Origin of the sequence: Streptomyces shinuiensis, assembly GCF_043660855.1 — a bacterium.
Classification (GTDB): domain Bacteria; phylum Actinomycetota; class Actinomycetes; order Streptomycetales; family Streptomycetaceae; genus Streptomyces.
Window position 1 is genome coordinate 4627795 of sequence record NZ_JBIHML010000001.1, and the last position, 16874, is coordinate 4644668.

Genomic DNA, 16874 nt, shown 5'->3' on the forward strand with positions numbered 1-16874 from the left:
CCGGCGCCGCGGCACGCACAGCCCGTATCCGCCCACCGGACCGGGCGGGGAGACAGGGCCTTGAGCACATAGAGTCGGTGACCATGACGAACAGCGAGATCGACCCGTCGGTGCAGGCAGAGCTCATCCGGCTGCGCGACAGCATCGACAACATCGACGCCGCCGTGGTGCACATGCTCGCCGAGCGGTTCAAGTGCACCCAGCAGGTCGGCCGCCTCAAGGCCGAACACCGGCTGCCCGCCGCCGACCCCGCCCGCGAGGCCCAGCAGATCGCCAGGCTGCGCTCTCTCGCCGAGAGCGCCAAACTCGACCCGGCCTTCGCCGAGAAGCTGCTGAACTTCATCATCGCCGAGGTCATCCGCCACCACGAGACCATCGCCCGCTCCTGACCACTCCCGGCCGCACGGGCTTCGGGCCGCACGACCCCGGCCGGAAGGCACGGCACGGGACGTCCGGTGCGCCCCGCACGGCCGATACGGCAGCATGAGCCCCATGCCCGCACTCACCCACGAAGAGGCGCGGAGCCGAGCCCGGCTCATCGACGTCCAGCGCTACACCATCGACCTCGACCTGACCCGGGGCGAGGAGGTCTTCGGCTCCACCACCACCGTCCGCTTCACCACCCGCGAAGCGGGCGACACCTTCGTCGAGGTACGGCCCCACACCCTCCACCGGGCCGTCCTCGACGGACACGCACTCGACCCCGCCTCCCTCACCGACGGGCGCCTGCCGCTGACCGGCCTGAGCGCGGGTGAGCACGAACTGCGCACCGAGGCCGACATGGCCTACTCGCGCACCGGCGAAGGCATGCACCGCTTCACCGACCCCGCCGACGGCCGCACCTACCTCTACACCATGTGCTTCCAGACCGAGGCACCCCGCGTCTTCGCCGCCTTCGACCAGCCCGACCTCAAGGCTCCCTTCACCGTCGCCGTCACCGCCCCCGAGGAGTGGACCGTCCTCGGCAACGGCACCGCCCACCGTGCCGAGGGAGAGCCCGGCCGCTGGGAGTGCGCCACCACCCCACCGCTGAGCACCTACCTCATGGCACTGGCCGCCGGCCCCTGGCACTCGGTGCGCGTCGAACACGCCGGCATCCCCTTCGGCCTGCACGTACGCCAGTCCCTCGGCAGCCACCTCGACGACGACGCGCAGGAACTGTTCGACATCACCCGGGCCTGCTTCGACCGCTACCACGAGATCTTCGACGAGCCCTACCCCTTCGACTCCTACGACCAGGCGTTCGTCCCCGAGTTCAACGCCGGCGCCATGGAGAACCCCGGACTGGTCACCCTCCGCGACGAGTACGTCCACCGCTCCGCCGTCACCGACACCCAGCTCCAGACCCGTGCCGTGACCATCGCCCACGAGATGGCCCACATGTGGTTCGGCGACCTGGTCACCCTGCGCTGGTGGGACGACATCTGGCTCAACGAGTCCTTCGCCGAGTACATGGGCTACCAGATCCTCACCGAGGCCACCCGCTTCACCGACACCTGGACCGAGTTCGCCGTCGACCGCAAGTCCTGGGGCTACGACGCCGACCAGCGCCCCTCCACCCACCCCGTCGCCCCCGAGCCCGAGGCGGTGCCCGACACCGCCACCGCCCTGCTCAACTTCGACGGCATCTCCTACGCCAAGGGCGCCTCCGCACTGCGCCAACTGGTCGCCTGGCTCGGCGAGAAGGCATTCCTGGCCGGCATCAACGACCACTTCGCCCGCCACCGCTTCGGCAACGCCACCCTCGCCGACTTCCTCGGCTCCCTCGCCCGCGCCTCCGGCCGCGACGTCCACGCCTGGGCCGACCGCTGGCTGCGCACCACCGGCGTCGACACCCTCACCCCGCACATCACCACCGACGGCCGCCACTGGCGCCTGGAGACCGCCCACACGGGCAACCGCCCCCACCGCCTCACCGTCGGCCTGTACGACCTCGACGGCACCGGAGCAGCGGACCGCCTGACACCCCGCGAACCACTCACCGCCGACATCCCCGCCGACGGCGGCCACACACTGACCGCCGACGGCCCGCGCCCCGACCTCGTCCTGCTCAACGACCGCGACCTCACCTACGCCAAGGTCCGCCTGGACACCGACTCCTGGCACACCGCGCGGCGCGCCCTGGCCCACCTGCCCGACCCGCTCACCCGCGCCACCGTCTGGAACGCGGCCCGCGACATGGTCCGCGACGGCCGGCTACCGCCCGCCGACTACCTGGACACCGCACGCGCCCACCTGCCCCACGAGAGGGACAACGCCGTCGTCGCCGGCGTCCTGGACTTCGCCCGCCACGAGATCGCCGACCGCTACCTGCCGCCAGGGCAGCGCACCGCCGCCCTGGAGACCCTCACCGGCCTCGCCCGCACCCTGCTGGAGAGCGAACCGGCCGGCGGCGTACGCGACGGGGGAGTCCACCTGACCGCCGTACGCGCCGCCATCGACAGCGCCACCACCCCCGGCGAACTCCACCACTGGTGGACCACCGGCACCCTCCCCGGCGGTCGTCCCCTCGACCACGAACTGCGCTGGCGGCTCCTGCACCGCCTCGCCGTCCTCGGTGCCGTCAACACCTCCGACATCGGCGCCGCCCTCGGCGCCGACCCCAGCGCCACCGGCACCGAGGGCGCCGCACGCTGCCGCGCCGCCATGCCCGACCCCGCCGCCAAGTCCGCCGCCTGGCAGGACCTGTTCGACGAGGCCGACACCCTCTCCAACTACCTGCTCAAAGCCACCTTCCAGGGCTTCTGGCACGGCGAGCAGCACGACCTGCTGCGCGACTACGTCCCCCGTTACTTCGACCGGGCACCCGCCCTCGCGGCCCGCCGCGGCCCCGCCATCGCCCAGACACTGGGACGGCACGGCTTCCCCCGTCCCTTCACCGACCCCGACACCCTGGACCTGGGGCAGCGGTGCCTGGCCGACGACTCCCTCACCCCCGCCCTGCGCCGCCCCCTCGCCGACGAACTCGACGACCTCGCCCGCGCCCTGCGCGTACGCGCGGCGCACTGACGCACGCGGGCGGCGGGGCCCGTACGTGGACGGGCCCCGCCGCCCACGCGCCCACCGGACGGTGCACGGATCGCTTTTCGGGAAATCCCCGCGGCATGCGACGACGAACTTCTTCACGGCATCGGCATTCGGTGTCCCACCGTTCCCGCCTCCGGCCGTGAGGAGGACATCCCGTTCCTCTCCCCGCTCCGTACAGCCGCCGTGTTGTGGCCGTGAACGGCATCGGTACGGGCATCGCTCATGATGCCCGCCGTCACGTCGCCGGGAGCGACCGCGCCGCCGACCATCTGCTCCAGGGACACCCGCGACCGGGTCTCCTCGTAGAAGACCCCGTCCACCGTCAGCGGCGTGTACGACTGCTGAGCGCTGGTGATCGCGGCGTACGCGTCCGGATCCCGACCCACCCGGCTTGGGGAGCCGCACCACGTGGCTGCTGTTCCCGAAGGGGGTGAGGAAGTCCGCGTCGTGGTTCCCACGGCGCATGATGCCGCTCGTCGAACGACACATGCCCTCCCCGGGGCCGGCAATCCAGGGCATGACCGGGCGACAACAGTGCGGGTTCGGCGTGTGTGCGGACGTCCCGGAGCGGAGGCTCGTACACACCGTCATATGCCGGCCGGAAAAACCGAAACGCTCATCCGAGCAACCCTGCGCCCATTTCACAAGTTGTTAACGGCCCTGCACGGAACAGCTGTTGAACAGTTCCCTTCCCACAGTTTTTTACCCGCAGGTAAGTCATAGGCTCGCTGCCATGCGCCGCGCGAAAATCGTCTGCACACTGGGCCCCGCCACCGACTCGTACGAGCAGATCAAAGCACTCACCGAAGCCGGAATGGACGTCGCACGCCTCAACCTCAGCCACGGCGCCCACGCCGAGCACGAGGAGCGTTACCACCGGGTGCGCCGGGCGTCCGAGGAGACCGGCCGCAGCGTCGGCGTCCTCGCCGACCTTCAAGGCCCGAAGATACGGCTCGGACGATTCCGTGAAGGCCCCGTACTCCTCGAACGCGGCGATGAGTTCACCATCACCACCGAGGACGTCGAGGGCGACCGCGAACAGTGCGGCACCACCTACGCAGGACTCGCCGACGACGTCACCCCCGGCGAACTCGTCCTCGTCGACGACGGCCGCGTCACCCTGAAGGTCACCGCCGTCGACGGTCCCCGCATCCGCACCGAGGTCACCGAGGGCGGCATGGTCTCCGACCACAAGGGCCTCAATCTCCCCGGCGTCGCCGTCTCCGTGCCCGTCCTCTCCGACAAGGACCTCGACGACCTGCGCTGGGCACTGCGCACCGGCGTGGACCTCATAGCCCTCTCCTTCGTCCGCAGCGCACGCGACATCGCCGACGTCCACCGCGTCATGAAGGAGGAGGACCGCCACCTCCCCGTCATCGCCAAGATCGAGAAACCACAGGCGGTGGAGAACCTTTCCGAGATCGTCGACGCCTTCGACGGCCTCATGGTCGCCCGCGGCGACCTCGGCGTCGAGATGCCCCTGGAAACCGTCCCCCTGGTGCAGAAAAGCGCCGTCGCCCTCGCCCGGCGCAACGCCAAACCGGTCATCGTCGCCACCCAGATGCTCGACTCGATGATCGACGCCTCCCGGCCCACCCGCGCCGAGGCCTCCGACGTCGCCAACGCCGTCATGGACGGCACCGACGCCGTGATGCTCTCCGGCGAGACCAGCGTCGGCAACCACCCGGTCGAGACGGTCAGGACCATGGGCCGCATCGTCGCCGCCGCCGAGCAGGACATGCTCTCCCAGGGCCTGCGCCCGCTCACCGAGAGCGCCAAACCCCGCACCCAGGGCGGCGCCGTGGCCCGCGCCGCGGCCGAGATGGGCGACTTCCTCGGCGCCGAGTTCCTCGTCGCCTTCACCCAGTCCGGCGACACCGTCCGCCGCCTGTCCCGCTACCGCTCACCGATCCCCGTCCTCGCCTTCACCCCCGACCCGGCCACCCGAGCCCAGCTCAACCTCACCTGGGGCGTGGAGACCTTCCTCGGACCCACCGCGCGCAGCACCGACGAGATGGTGGAGCAGGTCGACGAGCGGCTGCTGGAGCTGGGGCGCTGCGCCAGGGGCGACAAGGTGATCATCACCGCCGGCTCGCCGCCCGGTGTCCCCGGCACCACCAACATGGTCCGCGTCCACCGCATCGGCGACGGACACCCCGCCCGCTGACCCGGCCCCGACCGGCCGCCCCTCGAACCGGGAAGCCCCGGCCGCCGCCTCGCGCCAGCGGCGGCCGGGGCTTCCCCGTCCCGCCTTTCAGTGTTTGGGACCGATATGCGCGTCCATCAGCGCCACGGACGCCCGGCGGGCGACGGAGACGTTGTACGCCCCGGTGGGGCGGCATACGGCCCGCCACTCGACTCCCAGCCGGACCAGGGTTTCGCCGTAGATGCGCACGATGTCCTCGGAGGTGTTGGTGAAGAAGTACCGCGGGTACTCGTAATGCTTGCGTCTGCCGCCGACGGGACGTGTCGTCCAGTTGGTGATCCGGCAGCCGTCGGAGTGGATGAGCCCCCGGACCAGTTCCCAGGGGTGCTCGTCGGTGACATCACGCTGCCAGGATTCCAGGGCGATGCGCCGCTCGTGCTTCCTGCCCGGCCAGTGCTGGGGGAACAGGCAGGTCCAGTGGCGACCGTGGGAGGTGACCATGACGCACCCCTGCGCCTGTACGAGGTAGGCGTTCCGGTCCGGCAGGACGGCGGTGATCGCCCCGCGGCATGCAGTGATCAGCCCGGGCCAGGTGTCCGCGCAGGCGATCCGCAGACAGTGGCCGTCGCGCCTGGGGTGCGCGCTGAGGCAGTCGTCGCCCAGATAGAGGCCGAGCAGGTATGCGTAGGCGGGCCGGTCGGAGGGGAGGGAGGGCTCGGGTCCGCACCGGAAGCAGTCCGCCTCCCGGGAGATGTTCGGGAGCGGCTGGACGCGTGTCTGCCAGGCGCGGATCGCGGAGCGGGATATGCCGGTCTGCTTGCTGACGGAGTTGAGGCTGCGGCCCTGGTCGACGAGGGCGAGGACGCGCTTTCGCGTGGCGAGGTCGTACATGCTCGCGAGCGTGTACGAGGGGCTGTTCCCAGGGGGAGGACCGGAGGGGCGTTCCCTCTGATCAGTGAAGTTTTCCCGCTTTGCTTGCAACCTTGGAAACAAAGGTAAAGTGCCCCGGGTCGGATTCGAACCGACACTGTATGGGTTTTGAATCCATTGCCTGCTGCCAATTGGGCTACCGGGGCCATGTGAATCGAAGGCTGGGGCCTCCCGACGTAGGTACACCTTACAGGAACTAGGTAGGCTCTTGTGGTCCACCTGGCCGGAAAACGAGGAGCCCAGTGAGCACCGCGGACACCCCCGAGCCCATCAGCACCGACGGCGGCGCCGACAGCACGGCCGGCGCAGCCGGCGAGCGGGCGCATGTGCCTCCGGAGACGACGCGGGTCGTCATCGCGGAGGACGAGGCGCTGATCCGCCTGGACCTCAAGGAGATGCTGGAGGAGGAGGGCTACACCGTCGTCGGCGAGGCCGGGGACGGGCAGCGGGCCGTGGATCTGGCCCGGGAGCACCGGCCGGATCTGGTGATCATGGACGTGAAGATGCCCGTGCTCGACGGGATCTCGGCGGCCGAGAGGATCGCCGAGGAGTCGATCGCCCCGGTGCTGATGCTGACCGCCTTCTCGCAGCGCGAGCTGGTGGAGCGGGCGCGGGACGCGGGCGCGATGGCGTATCTGGTGAAGCCGTTCAGCAAGAGCGATGTCGTGCCCGCCATCGAGATGGCGGTGTCGCGGTTCAACGAGATGAAGGTGCTGAGCCGGGAGGTCGCCGACCTGTCGCAGCGGCTGGAGACGCGGAAGCTGGTGGACCGGGCCAAGGGGGTGCTGCAGACGCAGTACGGGCTGGCCGAGCCGGCCGCGTTCCGGTGGATCCAGAAGACCTCGATGGACCGCCGGCTGTCGATGCGGCAGGTGGCCGAGGCCGTGATCCAGGACGCGGAGGAGAAGAAGCAGCAGCGGTGACGCCCGTGCGGGACCGCCGGGGGCGGTCCCGCACGGATCGGTGGCGCGGTCCGGTTCCGGGCGGGCGCGGCCGGGGTGCCGCCGGTGCCGTGCCGCAGGGGGCCGCGGCCGCCTCCGGCGGCGCCCCGGCCCCGCGTGGGCCGGGGGCACCGGTGGGGAGCGGGGATTCCGGATCCTCGTGATCTCCGTGCGGGCCGCGGGCGGTCGCAAGTGGGGCGCGGCGGCGGGGCCTTGCGGCCCGCGGTTCGAGAATTCACGGAGTCCGACCCCTGATGATCTTTCCCTTTCTGTCCGTTCTCCGGTAAGGAGTGTTCTGTTTTCGGCGCATGGCGCAGGTTACAGGGAGATCACATCTGCCGCTCTCACCTATCTGGTCTGCTTCTGGGGCAATAGATTCCGGGCCACGCCGCACGTACGTACGTGCGGACCGCGACGCCGGAACGGTACGGCGATCGTCGTGATCTGAGCAGGCTCCAGGGGGTTCCACGTGCTCAACAAGACCATCGTCAAGCTGGCCATTCCCATGGCCGTCGGCGCGCTCGCGCTGACCGGTTGCGGCGGAGGGGACAGCGGAAGTGGCGACGCATACAAGATCGCCTTCCAGGGTCCGCTCTCCGGCGACAACGTGCAGCTCGGCCAGAACATGGAGAACGGCATCAAGCTGGCGATCGACCAGGCGAACGCCGAGGGAGACCTCGGGTTCGAGGTCGAGTACGTGCCGGTCGACGACCAGGGACTGCCGGACAAGGCGACGACCGCCGCGCAGAAGGCGATCGACGACGAGGACGTCGTCGCGGTGATCGGCCCGGCGTTCTCGGGTCCGGCGGACACCGCCGCCGAGGTGTACGGGGCCGCGGGCCTGGTGGCGCTGTCGTCGTCGGCGACGCGCCCGGACCTGACGACCAAGGGCTACGAGACGTTCCTGCGCGCGGTGCCCAACGACAGCGCCCAGGGCGCCGGGATGGCGAAGTACCTGTCGGACAACGTCAAGGCCGAGAAGGTCGTGGTGGTCGACGACAAGACCGACTACGGCATCGGCCTGGCGGACGTCGCCGAGAAGGACCTGAAGGCCGCCGGTGTCGAGGTGGTGCGCCAGAGCGTTCCGCAGAAGACGCCGGACTACAGCGCCGCGGCGAAGAACGTCACGAAGAACAAGCCGGACGCGCTGGTCTACGCGGGCTACTACCAGGACGCCGGCCCGTTCGCCAAGAAGCTCAAGGAGGCCGGCTTCGACGGTGTGGCGATGTCGGGTGACGGCACCAACGACGCGCAGTTCATACAGCTGGCGGGCGACGCCTCGGACGGCTGGCTGCTGACCTGCCCGTGCACGGACGCCACCAAGGAGGACGCGACGAAGAAGTTCGCCGCGGACTACGAGAAGGAGTTCAAGCAGGCTCCGGGCACGTACTCGGCCGAGTCGTACGACGCCGCGATGATGATCATCGAGGAGATCAAGAAGCTCCACGAGGACGGCGGTGTCGAGCGCCAGGCGCTGGTGGACGCTCTGCGCGCGGCGGAGTACAAGGGTCTGACGAAGGAGTTCTCCTTCGACGACAAGGGTGAGTTCACCAACCAGACCATCTACCTGTACCAGGTCAAGGGCGAGGGCATCGAGTACCAGGGCAGCATCGACGAGCTGGCCGGCTGAGCCGGCCGACGCTTCCGGCCGGCGCGGTGGGTTCGCCCCCGCGCCGGCCGGCGTGACACCCGGCGGATACCGCCTTCTCAACGGGCGTCCGCCCCCGTGATCCTCGCGCCGCCCGTTCCCCGAGTGCTGAACGCACGGCCGGGCGGCACATTCCCACAAGGAAGACAGTTCGATGTCCCTCAGTGAGTTCTGGGACTTCCTCGTCCTAGGGGTGGTGCTCGGCAGTCTCTACGCCGTCATCGCCATCGGCTACACGCTGGTGTACGGCGTGCTCCAGCTTCTGAACTTCGCGCACAGCGAGGTCTTCATGTTCGGCGGTTACGGGGGCCTGCTGGCCCTGACCGCCCTGATCCCCGAGTCGACGCCCTCCGGCATGGGCTCGGTCACCTACGTCCTGATCGGCATGCTGGCGGGTGCCGCGCTGGGCGGCGCGGTGGCCTTCGGCCTGGAACGGGTGGCGTACCGGCCGTTGCGCAGGCACCGCGCGCCGCGCCTGGTGTTCCTGATCACCGCGATCGGCGCCTCGTTCTTCCTGTACAACCTGGCGGGCAAGCTGTTCGGCCGCAATCCGCTGCCGATGCCGTCGATGTACGAGAACAAGAAGGTGCTGAGCGTCTTCGGCGCCGAGCTGACGATCACGCAGGTGCTGATCCTGGTGTCGGCGTTGGCGATGATGATCGGCCTGGACTACGTGGTGAACCGCACGAAGATGGGTTCGGGTATCCGCGCGGTCGCGCAGGACCCGGAGGTCGCTTCGCTGATGGGCGTGGACATCGACAAGGTGGTGTCCCGGACGTTCGTGCTCGGCGGTCTGCTGGGCGGTGCGGCCGGCTTCCTGTTCGGCACCAACAGCCAGGTCTGGTACACGATGGGCTTCCTGCCCGGTATCACGGCCTTCGCGGCGGCGGTGCTGGGCGGTATCGGCAATGTGCGCGGCGCGATGCTGGGCGGTCTGGTCCTGGGCGTGGTGGAGACCATGACGGTGGGCCTGTGGGGTGACGACTGGCGTTACGTCGGCGCCTTCGTGGTGCTGGTGCTGGTGCTGATGGTCCGTCCGACCGGCATTCTCGGCGAGCGTGTGGGGAGGACGGCGTGAGCATCAAGACCTCGACCGCGGAAGGGGCCGGGCAGGACTCGCCCAAGAGCACCACGGCGCCGCTTTCGGCGGCGGCCCGGCTGCGGAAGGTGCACTGGTACCAGGAGCCGCGCTGGCGGCGGCTGGGGGCCCTGCTGGCGCTGGCGGTGACGCTCAGGCTGGTGACGGGCGAGGAGGGGACCACCCAGGACCTTTTCCTGGCGCTGCGCGAGGACTTCACCGGTGTCGGCCTGTGGATCTGGCTGGCGATCGCGGTGGCGGTCTGGGCGGTGCGGGAGTTCCTCACCGACCAGACCTCCCGCGCGGTGGAGGGCACGAAGAAGGTCTCCGCCGGCCCGCTGGAGCGCGTCCGGCAGGTGTGGGCCGACGACAAGCGGGTCCGTATGGGCGTGCTGACGGCCGTGCTGGCGCTGGTGGTGTTCGGGCCGCTGGGGGTAGAGCGGTACTGGCAGCAGGTGCTGGTGGACCAGATCGCGATCTTCGTGCTGCTGGCGATCGGCCTGAACGTGGTGATCGGCTGGGCGGGCCTGCTGGATCTGGGCTTCATCGCGTTCTTCGCGATCGGCGCGTACAGCGCGGCGTACTGGACCGGGGCGCTTCCGGTCCAGCCGCCGGTGGCGCTGAACAACTTCCTGGTGCTGCCGATCGCGGTGCTGACCTGTCTGGTGGCGGGTGTGATCCTGGGTGCTCCGACGCTGCGGCTGCGGGGCGACTACCTGGCGATCGTGACGCTGGGCTTCCACGAGATCGTCTACCTGATGGCGAAGAACGCCGACGGGGTGACGCAGGGCGCGCGCGGTGTGAAGGTCGAGCGGTTCAGCATCGACCTGGGCTTCCTCTCCTACGAGTGGAAGCTGGACCCGATGCCGTACTACTGGCTGCTGGTCGTCTTCATCGTGCTGGCCATCTTCCTGTTCCTGCGGCTGGAGCACTCCAAGGTGGGCCGGGCGTGGACCGCGATCCGCGAGGACGAGGTGGCCGCGGCGGCCACGGGTGTGCCCACGGTGCGCTACAAGCTGATGGCGTTCGCGATCGGTGCGTCGACCTCCGGTGTGGCGGGGGTGGCGTACGCGAGCAAGGCCGGGTACTTCAACCCGGAGAACTTCGCGATCCTGCTGTCGATCCTGGTGCTGGCCTATGTCATCTTCGGCGGCATGGGGTCGATCCCCGGAGTGCTGTTCGGCGCCGCGTTCCTGGTGTGGCTGCCGGAGTACCTGCGCGAGTGGGTGGATCCCAAGGACCGCTACATGTACCTGGGCGCTCTCCTCGTCATCATGATGATCTACCGGCCGCAGGGTGTGCTGCCCTCCCGCCGCCGCAAGCGTGAGCTGCGGCTGGCGGAGGCGGGGGTCGGCGGAGCCGACGCGACCGGCCCGGCGGAAGGCAGGCAGCCGTGACCACCGAGACGGTGAAGAAGGAGCAGGGGCCGGCGGGCGGTCCGGCCGACGCCGGTGAGCTGGTGCTGGAGACGTCGGGCGTGACGCTGCGGTTCGGCGGTCTGACCAGTCTGGACGACGTCGAGCTGCGGATGCGGCGCGGTGAGGTGCTGGCGGTCATCGGGCCCAATGGTGCGGGCAAGACGTCGCTGTTCAACTCGCTGACGGGCGCGTACGTGCCGCAGGAGGGGCGGATCGTCTTCCGTCCGCGCAAGGGCGGTGAGCACTCGCTGCTGGCCGCCAAGCCGCATGTGGTCAGCCAGTGGGGTCTGGCGCGCACGTTCCAGAACATCCGGCTGTTCGGGGCGCTGACCGCGCTGGAGAACGTCAAGATCGCGGCGGAGACGCGGCTGAAGGCCGGCCCGGTGTCGATCATGCTGGGGCTGCCGAACGCGCGGAAGGCCGAGCGGGCCAGCGACCGCCGGGCGCACGAGGTGCTGTCGTACGTCGGCCTGCTGGAGAAGATGAACGAGCTGGCGGGGTCGCTCAGCTACGGCGACCAGCGACGGCTGGAGATCGCGCGGGCGCTGGCGACGGATCCGGAGGTGCTGCTGCTGGACGAGCCGGCGGCGGGCACCAACCCGACGGAGAAGCTGGAGCTCGAGGAGCTGATCCGGCGGATCAACACCGAGCTGGGTGTGAGCGTGCTGCTGATCGAGCACGACATGCGGCTGGTGATGTCGGTGGCGGACCGGGTGATGGTGCTCAACTTCGGCAAGAAGATCGCCGAGGGGTCTCCGTCGCAGGTGCAGCGGGATCCGGCGGTGATCGAGGCGTACCTGGGCGCGGTGGCCGAGGAGGACGAGGCCGAGGGCGCCTCCGCCCCGGCCGCCGGGGGGACCGGCACGCAGGAGGACGCCGGGTCCGGGGCCGACACCGGGGCCGAGGCGCCGCAGCGGGACACCAAGGAGCACGAGTGAGCGTCACCACGGATCTGAAGAAGGAGCCGCAGGGCGGCGAGCCGGCCGCCCCGGTGGTGCTGGAGCTGCGTGATCTGCGGGTGTTCTACGGCGCCATCGAGGCGCTCAAGGGCGTCAATCTGACGGTCCGCCGCGGAGAGGTGGTCGCGCTGCTCGGCGCCAACGGCGCGGGCAAGACGACCACGCTGCGGACGGCGTCGGGGATGATCGCGCCGCGCGAGGGGCAGGTGCTGCTGCACGGGGAGCGGATCGACGGCATCAAGCCGCACGATCTGGTCCGGTTCGGCATCGGCCATGTCCCCGAGGGCCGTGGGGTGTTCCCGCGGATGACGGTCCGGGAGAACCTCCAGATGGGGGCGTACCGGTTCAAGTCGGTGGACAAGGCCGACATGGACCGGGTGTTCACGCTGTTCCCGCGGCTGGGGGAGCGCAAGAGCCAGCTCGGCGGGACGCTGTCGGGCGGTGAGCAGCAGATGCTGGCGATCGGCCGCGCGCTGATGGGCAAGCCGGAGGTGCTGCTGCTGGACGAGCCGTCGATGGGCCTGGCGCCGCTGATCGTTCAGCAGATCTTCGAGATCGTCAAGGAGATCAACGAGCAGGGCACCACGGTGCTGCTGGTGGAGCAGAACGCCGCCCAGGCGCTCCGGATGGCCGACCGCGGCTATGTGCTGGAGACCGGTGCGGTGGCGATGGAGGGCGAGGCATCCGAGCTGCTGTCCGACCCGCGGGTGCGGGCGGCCTATCTGGGCGAGGGCGCCTGACGGCTTCCTCTCGTCGGGCAAGGAGGCGGTGCCGCGGCGGCCGGGAGGCCGCCGCGGCACCGCCGTTTCCGCCTCCGGCCGGGGCTCGCCGGTCCGGTGTGCCGGTCAGGGCAGGTCGGTGTACGGGGCGAGGAAGGCGCGGGCGCCGGGCGCGTCGAGCCGGTAGGCGACGTTCGTGGCGTAGCAGGGGGCGTCGCCGGTGATGGTGGTGCCGACCAGGACGCGCTCACCGTCGATCTCGGCGAAGTTGGGGCCGCCGGAGTCGCCGTAGCAGGCGCCGCCGTTGCCCTGCGGGGCGGTCATGGCCACGCGTACCCATGCCTTGTTGAGGGCGTTGAAGGAGGTGGGGGCCTTCATCCGCACGCCGCCGCCGGGGTGGGTGTGGCCGCCGGGGCCGCGCTGGGCCTCCTGGGTGCCGTAGCCGGCGACGGTGAAGCCGGCGCCGTCCAGCGCCTGGGGGCCCAGCGCGTCGAGCCGCCCGGCGGTGGGCAGGGTGGCCGGGGTGAAGTCCCAGCGGTCGGCCATCCGGCCGGCGGGGACCTCCACGACGGAGATGTCACGGGTGTCGGTGGCGGGGCCGGGGTATTCCGGGTGGTTGTGCGCGGTGCCCTCGACGGCGACTGCCGCGGCGACGGCGTGGGGGGCGCCGGGGTGCTCCTGCGCGGCCGCGTCGAGGGCGGCCTGTACGTCCTGCTCCAGGGAGACGTGGAAGCGGGCGCCGGCCGGCCAGTCGGTGGTGCAGTGGGCGGCGGTGAGGAAGGTGTCGCGGTCGATCATGGTGCCCGAGCAGAACCAGTCGACGCGGTCGGGGGTGGTGGCGTCCTCGTCGTGGTCGTAGGTGACGACCAGTGCCCCGACCTCGGTCCGCTCCGGGGCGGGGGAGGAGTTGTAGGTGCTGATGGCCGCCGCGGGTAGCGCGGCGGCCGCTGCCAGAGCGGCCGCGGCGGTGGTGACGGCGGCGGCGCGCTTCCGGGATGTCAGGCGTGTGGCCCGCACGATCGGTGCCCTTTCGGTCCTGGCCGCCCCGGTGGCGGCCCGGACCGGTATCAAAGCGCACCGGCCGGGTCCCGCAGAACCCTTTGACCTGTGGTTTTTCGGTGAGGATCGTCAGTTGCCGTACGCGCCCGCGGGTGCGTCCCGCAGCAGGCAGGTGAGCCGGGCGCTGCACACGCGGCGGTCCTGCTCGTCGGTGACGGTGATCTCGTAGGTGGTGGTGGACCGGCCGCGGTGCACGGGGGTGGCGGTGCCGGTGACGGTGCCGGAGGTCAGTCCGCGGTGGTGGGTGCAGTTGAGGTCCACGCCGACGGCGAGCTTGGTGGGGCCGCCGTGGAGCATGGCGCCGACGGAGCCGAGGGTCTCGGCCAGGACGGCGGAGGCGCCGCCGTGCAGCAGCCCGTAGGGCTGGGTGTTGCCCTCGACGGGGAGGGTGCCGACGACCTTCTCGGGCGCGGCGTGGGTGATGACCAGACCCATGCGCTCGCCGAGGCGTCCGGCGGAGAACAGGGCGGGCAGGTCGATGCCGAGCCCGGCCCACTGGTCGAGGATCTCCCGGGGGAAGACGGTGCTGGTCGGCTCGCCCATGGGCGCGTGGCTCCGATCGTCGTGCCGGGGCCGGTGGGGCACGGCCGTGCGGCGGGTGATGGATGTGCTCTACACCGTCTTACTTACCAGAGGGGCCCGCGGGCCCGGTGGCGGGGGTGAGGCGGATCACCACGGACTTGCTGGCGGGGGTGTTGCTGGTCTCGGCGGTGGCGTCGAGGGGGACCAGGACGTTGGTCTCGGGGAAGTAGGCGGCCGCGCAGCCGCGGGCGGTGGGGTAGTGGACGACGCGGAAGCCGGGCGCGGTGCGCTCGCGGCCGTCGTCCCACTCGCCGGTGAGGTCGGCGTAGGAGCCGTCGGGCAGGCCGAGCGCGGCGGCGTCGCCGGGGTGGACGAGGACCACGCGGCGGCCTCCCCTGATGCCGCGGTAGCGGTCGTCGAGGCCGTAGACGGTGGTGTTGTACTGGTCGTGGGAGCGCAGGGTCTGCAGCAGCAGGCGGCCGGGCGGCAGGCGCGGCCAGGTCAGCGGCGCGGCGGTGAAGTTGGCCTTGCCGGTGGCGGTGGGGAAGCGGCGCTCGTCGCGCGGGGCGTGGGGCAGGGTGAAGCCGCCGGGGCGGGCGACGCGGGTGTTGAAGCCGGCGAAGCCGGGGATGGTGCGGGCGATGCGGTCGCGGATCGCGGCGTAGTCGGCCTCGAACTCCTCCCAGGGCACTGGGTGGCCGGGACCCAGGGCGCGGCGGGCCAGCCGGCAGACGACGGCGGGCTCGGACAGCAGGTGCTCGCTCGCGGGGGCGAGGCGCCCGCGGGAGGCGTGGACGACGCCCATGGAGTCCTCGACGGTGACGAACTGCTCCCCGGAGGCCTGTACGTCGCGCTCGGTGCGGCCGAGTACGGGCAGGATCAGGGCGCGGGCGCCGGTGACGCAGTGGGAGCGGTTGAGCTTGGTGGACACGTGCACGGTCAGCCGGGCCCGCCGCATCGCCGCCTCGGTCACCTCGGTGTCGGGGGAGGCTGCGACGAAGTTGCCGCCGAGGGCGAAGAACACCTTCGCCCTCCCGTCGCGCAGGGCGCGGATGGCGTTCACCACGTCCAGGCCGTGCTCGCGGGGCATGGGGACGCCGAACTCCGCCTCCAGGGCGTCCAGCAGGGCGTCGGAGGGCTTCTCGACGATGCCCATGGTGCGGTCGCCCTGGACGTTGCTGTGGCCGCGCACCGGGCAGACCCCGGCGCCGGGGCGCCCGACGGCGCCGCGCAGCAGCAGGAGGTTGACGATCTCGCGGATGGTGGGCACGGCGTGCCGGTGCTGGGTCAGGCCCATGGCCCAGCACACCACGGTGCGCTCCGAGGCCAGGACCAGCTCTGCGGCGCGGTCGATGTCGGCCGGGGCGAGCCCGGTGGCGCGCAGCACGTCGGCGGGGTCGGTGGCACGGGCAGCGGCGGCGAACTCCTCGTAGCCGTGGGTGTGTTCGCGGACGAACGCCTCGTCCACCCCGCCGCCGGCCTCCAGCACCCGGCGGCACAGCTCGCGGAAGAGGGCCTGGTCGCCGCCGATGCGGATCTGCAGGAACAGGTCGGTCAGCGGTGTGCCGGAACCGGCCAGGCCGCGCAGGGTCTGCGGGTTGTCGAACCGCTCCAGGCCGGCCTCGGGCAGCGGGTTGACCGTGATGATCCGCGCACCGCCCCGCTTGGCCTTCTCCAGCGCGGAGAGCATCCGCGGGTGGTTGGTGCCCGGGTTCTGCCCGGCGACGATGACCAGGTCGGCGCGGTGGATGTCCTCCAGGAGCACGCTGCCCTTGCCGACACCGAGGGTCTCGGTCAGCGCGGCGCCGGACGACTCGTGGCACAGGTTGGAGCAGTCGGGCAGGTTGTTGGTGCCCAGGCAGCGGGCCAGGAGCTGGTAGAGGAAGGCGGCCTCGTTGCCGGTGCGGCCGGAGGTGTAGAAGACGGCCTCGCCGGGCGAGTCCAGGGCGCGCAGTTCGCCCGCGACGATCTCGAAGGCCTCGTCCCAGCCGATCGGCTCGTAGCGGTCGGAGCCCTCCGCCAGGTACATCGGGTGGGTGAGGCGGCCCTGCTGCCCCAGCCAGTGTCCGGAGCGCCCGGCCAGGCCGGCCACGGGGTGCTCGGCGAAGAAGGCGGGGGTCACCCGCCGCAGCGTGGCCTCCTCGGCGACGGCCTTGGCACCGTTCTCGCAGAACTCCGCGGTGTGCCGCCGCTCCGGCTCGGGCCAGGCGCAGCCGGGGCAGTCGAAGCCGTCCTCCTGATTGACCCTCAGCAGGGTCAGCGCGGTGCGCCGCACTCCCATCTGCTCCCCGGCCATGCGCAGGGAACGGGCGACGGCGGGCAGCCCGGCGGCACGGCGGCGCGGGGCGCCGACCCGGGGGGCGTCCTGGACGGGATCGGTGGCGGGCGGCCTGCGTCTCATGGCCGCAGATCCTGCCATGCCCCACG

The 16874-nt window shown here is 71.1% G+C and carries 14 protein-coding genes and 1 tRNA gene; 9 read left to right on the forward strand and 6 right to left on the reverse strand.

Going from position 1 to position 16874, the window contains the following annotated elements:
- Nucleotides 1-83 precede the first annotated feature (83 nt).
- Both ACGRHY_RS20925 and pepN read left to right on the forward strand, forming a co-directional pair.
- Nucleotides 84-389 carry a chorismate mutase gene (locus tag ACGRHY_RS20925; protein ID WP_394636859.1) on the forward strand — a complete coding sequence of 102 codons (306 nt, stop codon included), beginning with the start codon at nt 84-86 and terminating at the stop codon, nt 387-389.
- Between the two features lie 103 nt (nt 390-492).
- Nucleotides 493-3009 (forward strand): aminopeptidase N, encoded by a 2517-nt coding sequence (pepN, locus tag ACGRHY_RS20930; RefSeq protein WP_394636860.1) that lies wholly within the window; start codon nt 493-495, stop codon nt 3007-3009.
- Between the two features lie 113 nt (nt 3010-3122).
- Here the strand turns inward: pepN and ACGRHY_RS20935 are convergent, their stop codons facing one another.
- Nucleotides 3123-3413 (reverse strand): hypothetical protein, encoded by a 291-nt coding sequence (locus tag ACGRHY_RS20935; protein ID WP_394636861.1) that lies wholly within the window; start codon nt 3411-3413, stop codon nt 3123-3125.
- A 347-nt stretch (nt 3414-3760) separates the two neighbouring features.
- Between ACGRHY_RS20935 and pyk the strand changes: the two genes are divergently transcribed.
- Nucleotides 3761-5194 (forward strand): pyruvate kinase, encoded by a 1434-nt coding sequence (gene pyk, locus ACGRHY_RS20940; protein ID WP_394636862.1) that lies wholly within the window; start codon nt 3761-3763, stop codon nt 5192-5194.
- An 87-nt stretch (nt 5195-5281) separates the two neighbouring features.
- On the opposite strand, the gene ACGRHY_RS20945 is transcribed toward pyk, so the two are convergent.
- Together ACGRHY_RS20945 and ACGRHY_RS20950 are read right to left on the reverse strand one after the other, a co-directional pair.
- Nucleotides 5282-6064, reverse strand: a complete 783-nt coding sequence (locus tag ACGRHY_RS20945; RefSeq protein ID WP_394636863.1) for a transcriptional regulator — start codon at nt 6062-6064, stop codon at nt 5282-5284.
- A 110-nt stretch (nt 6065-6174) separates the two neighbouring features.
- Nucleotides 6175-6249 (reverse strand) — tRNA-Leu (locus tag ACGRHY_RS20950).
- A 123-nt stretch (nt 6250-6372) separates the two neighbouring features.
- Between ACGRHY_RS20950 and ACGRHY_RS20955 the strand changes: the two genes are divergently transcribed.
- From ACGRHY_RS20955 to ACGRHY_RS20980, 6 genes are all read left to right on the forward strand, one after another.
- Entirely contained in the window at nt 6373-7026 is a 654-nt protein-coding gene (locus ACGRHY_RS20955) for an ANTAR domain-containing response regulator (RefSeq protein WP_394638138.1), read from the forward strand.
- 487 nt (nt 7027-7513) lie between these two features.
- Entirely contained in the window at nt 7514-8674 is a 1161-nt protein-coding gene (locus ACGRHY_RS20960; protein ID WP_394636864.1) for a branched-chain amino acid ABC transporter substrate-binding protein, read from the forward strand.
- 172 nt (nt 8675-8846) lie between these two features.
- Entirely contained in the window at nt 8847-9770 is a 924-nt protein-coding gene (locus tag ACGRHY_RS20965) for a branched-chain amino acid ABC transporter permease (protein ID WP_394636865.1), read from the forward strand.
- Entirely contained in the window at nt 9767-11167 is a 1401-nt protein-coding gene (locus ACGRHY_RS20970; RefSeq protein WP_394636866.1) for a branched-chain amino acid ABC transporter permease, read from the forward strand. Before ACGRHY_RS20965 ends, ACGRHY_RS20970 begins: the two co-directional genes overlap by 4 nt.
- Nucleotides 11164-12126 carry an ABC transporter ATP-binding protein gene (locus tag ACGRHY_RS20975; RefSeq protein WP_394636867.1) on the forward strand — a complete coding sequence of 321 codons (963 nt, stop codon included), beginning with the start codon at nt 11164-11166 and terminating at the stop codon, nt 12124-12126. Before ACGRHY_RS20970 ends, ACGRHY_RS20975 begins: the two co-directional genes overlap by 4 nt.
- Entirely contained in the window at nt 12123-12887 is a 765-nt protein-coding gene (locus tag ACGRHY_RS20980) for an ABC transporter ATP-binding protein (protein ID WP_394636868.1), read from the forward strand. Before ACGRHY_RS20975 ends, ACGRHY_RS20980 begins: the two co-directional genes overlap by 4 nt.
- 105 nt (nt 12888-12992) lie before the next feature.
- Here the strand turns inward: ACGRHY_RS20980 and ACGRHY_RS20985 are convergent, their stop codons facing one another.
- The 3 genes from ACGRHY_RS20985 to ACGRHY_RS20995 form a co-directional block, all read right to left on the reverse strand.
- Nucleotides 12993-13883: a trypsin-like serine protease gene (locus tag ACGRHY_RS20985; RefSeq protein ID WP_394636869.1), complete on the reverse strand. Its 891-nt coding sequence runs from the start codon at nt 13881-13883 to the stop codon at nt 12993-12995.
- A 111-nt stretch (nt 13884-13994) separates the two neighbouring features.
- Complete coding sequence (locus tag ACGRHY_RS20990) at nt 13995-14468, reverse strand: PaaI family thioesterase (protein WP_394636870.1); 474 nt, start codon at nt 14466-14468, stop codon at nt 13995-13997.
- 79 nt (nt 14469-14547) lie between these two features.
- The gene (locus ACGRHY_RS20995) at nt 14548-16848 is read right to left on the reverse strand and encodes an FdhF/YdeP family oxidoreductase (protein WP_394636871.1); all 2301 of its coding nucleotides are present in this window, start codon (nt 16846-16848) and stop codon (nt 14548-14550) included.
- Between the last annotated feature and the right edge of the window lie 26 nt (nt 16849-16874).

What these genes read in the sequence shown, in the direction of transcription:
- pyk (WP_394636862.1), top strand. Translation starts at nt 3,761, where the DNA reads ATGCGCCGCGCGAAAATCGTCTGCACACTGGGCCCCGCCACCGACTCG.
- ACGRHY_RS20990 (WP_394636870.1), bottom strand. Translation starts at nt 14,468, where the DNA reads ATGGGCGAGCCGACCAGCACCGTCTTCCCCCGGGAGATCCTCGACCAG.
- ACGRHY_RS20995 (WP_394636871.1), bottom strand. Translation starts at nt 16,848, where the DNA reads ATGAGACGCAGGCCGCCCGCCACCGATCCCGTCCAGGACGCCCCCCGG.
- pepN (WP_394636860.1), top strand. Translation starts at nt 493, where the DNA reads ATGCCCGCACTCACCCACGAAGAGGCGCGGAGCCGAGCCCGGCTCATC.
- ACGRHY_RS20945 (WP_394636863.1), bottom strand. Translation starts at nt 6,064, where the DNA reads ATGTACGACCTCGCCACGCGAAAGCGCGTCCTCGCCCTCGTCGACCAG.
- ACGRHY_RS20965 (WP_394636865.1), top strand. Translation starts at nt 8,847, where the DNA reads ATGTCCCTCAGTGAGTTCTGGGACTTCCTCGTCCTAGGGGTGGTGCTC.
- ACGRHY_RS20925 (WP_394636859.1), top strand. Translation starts at nt 84, where the DNA reads ATGACGAACAGCGAGATCGACCCGTCGGTGCAGGCAGAGCTCATCCGG.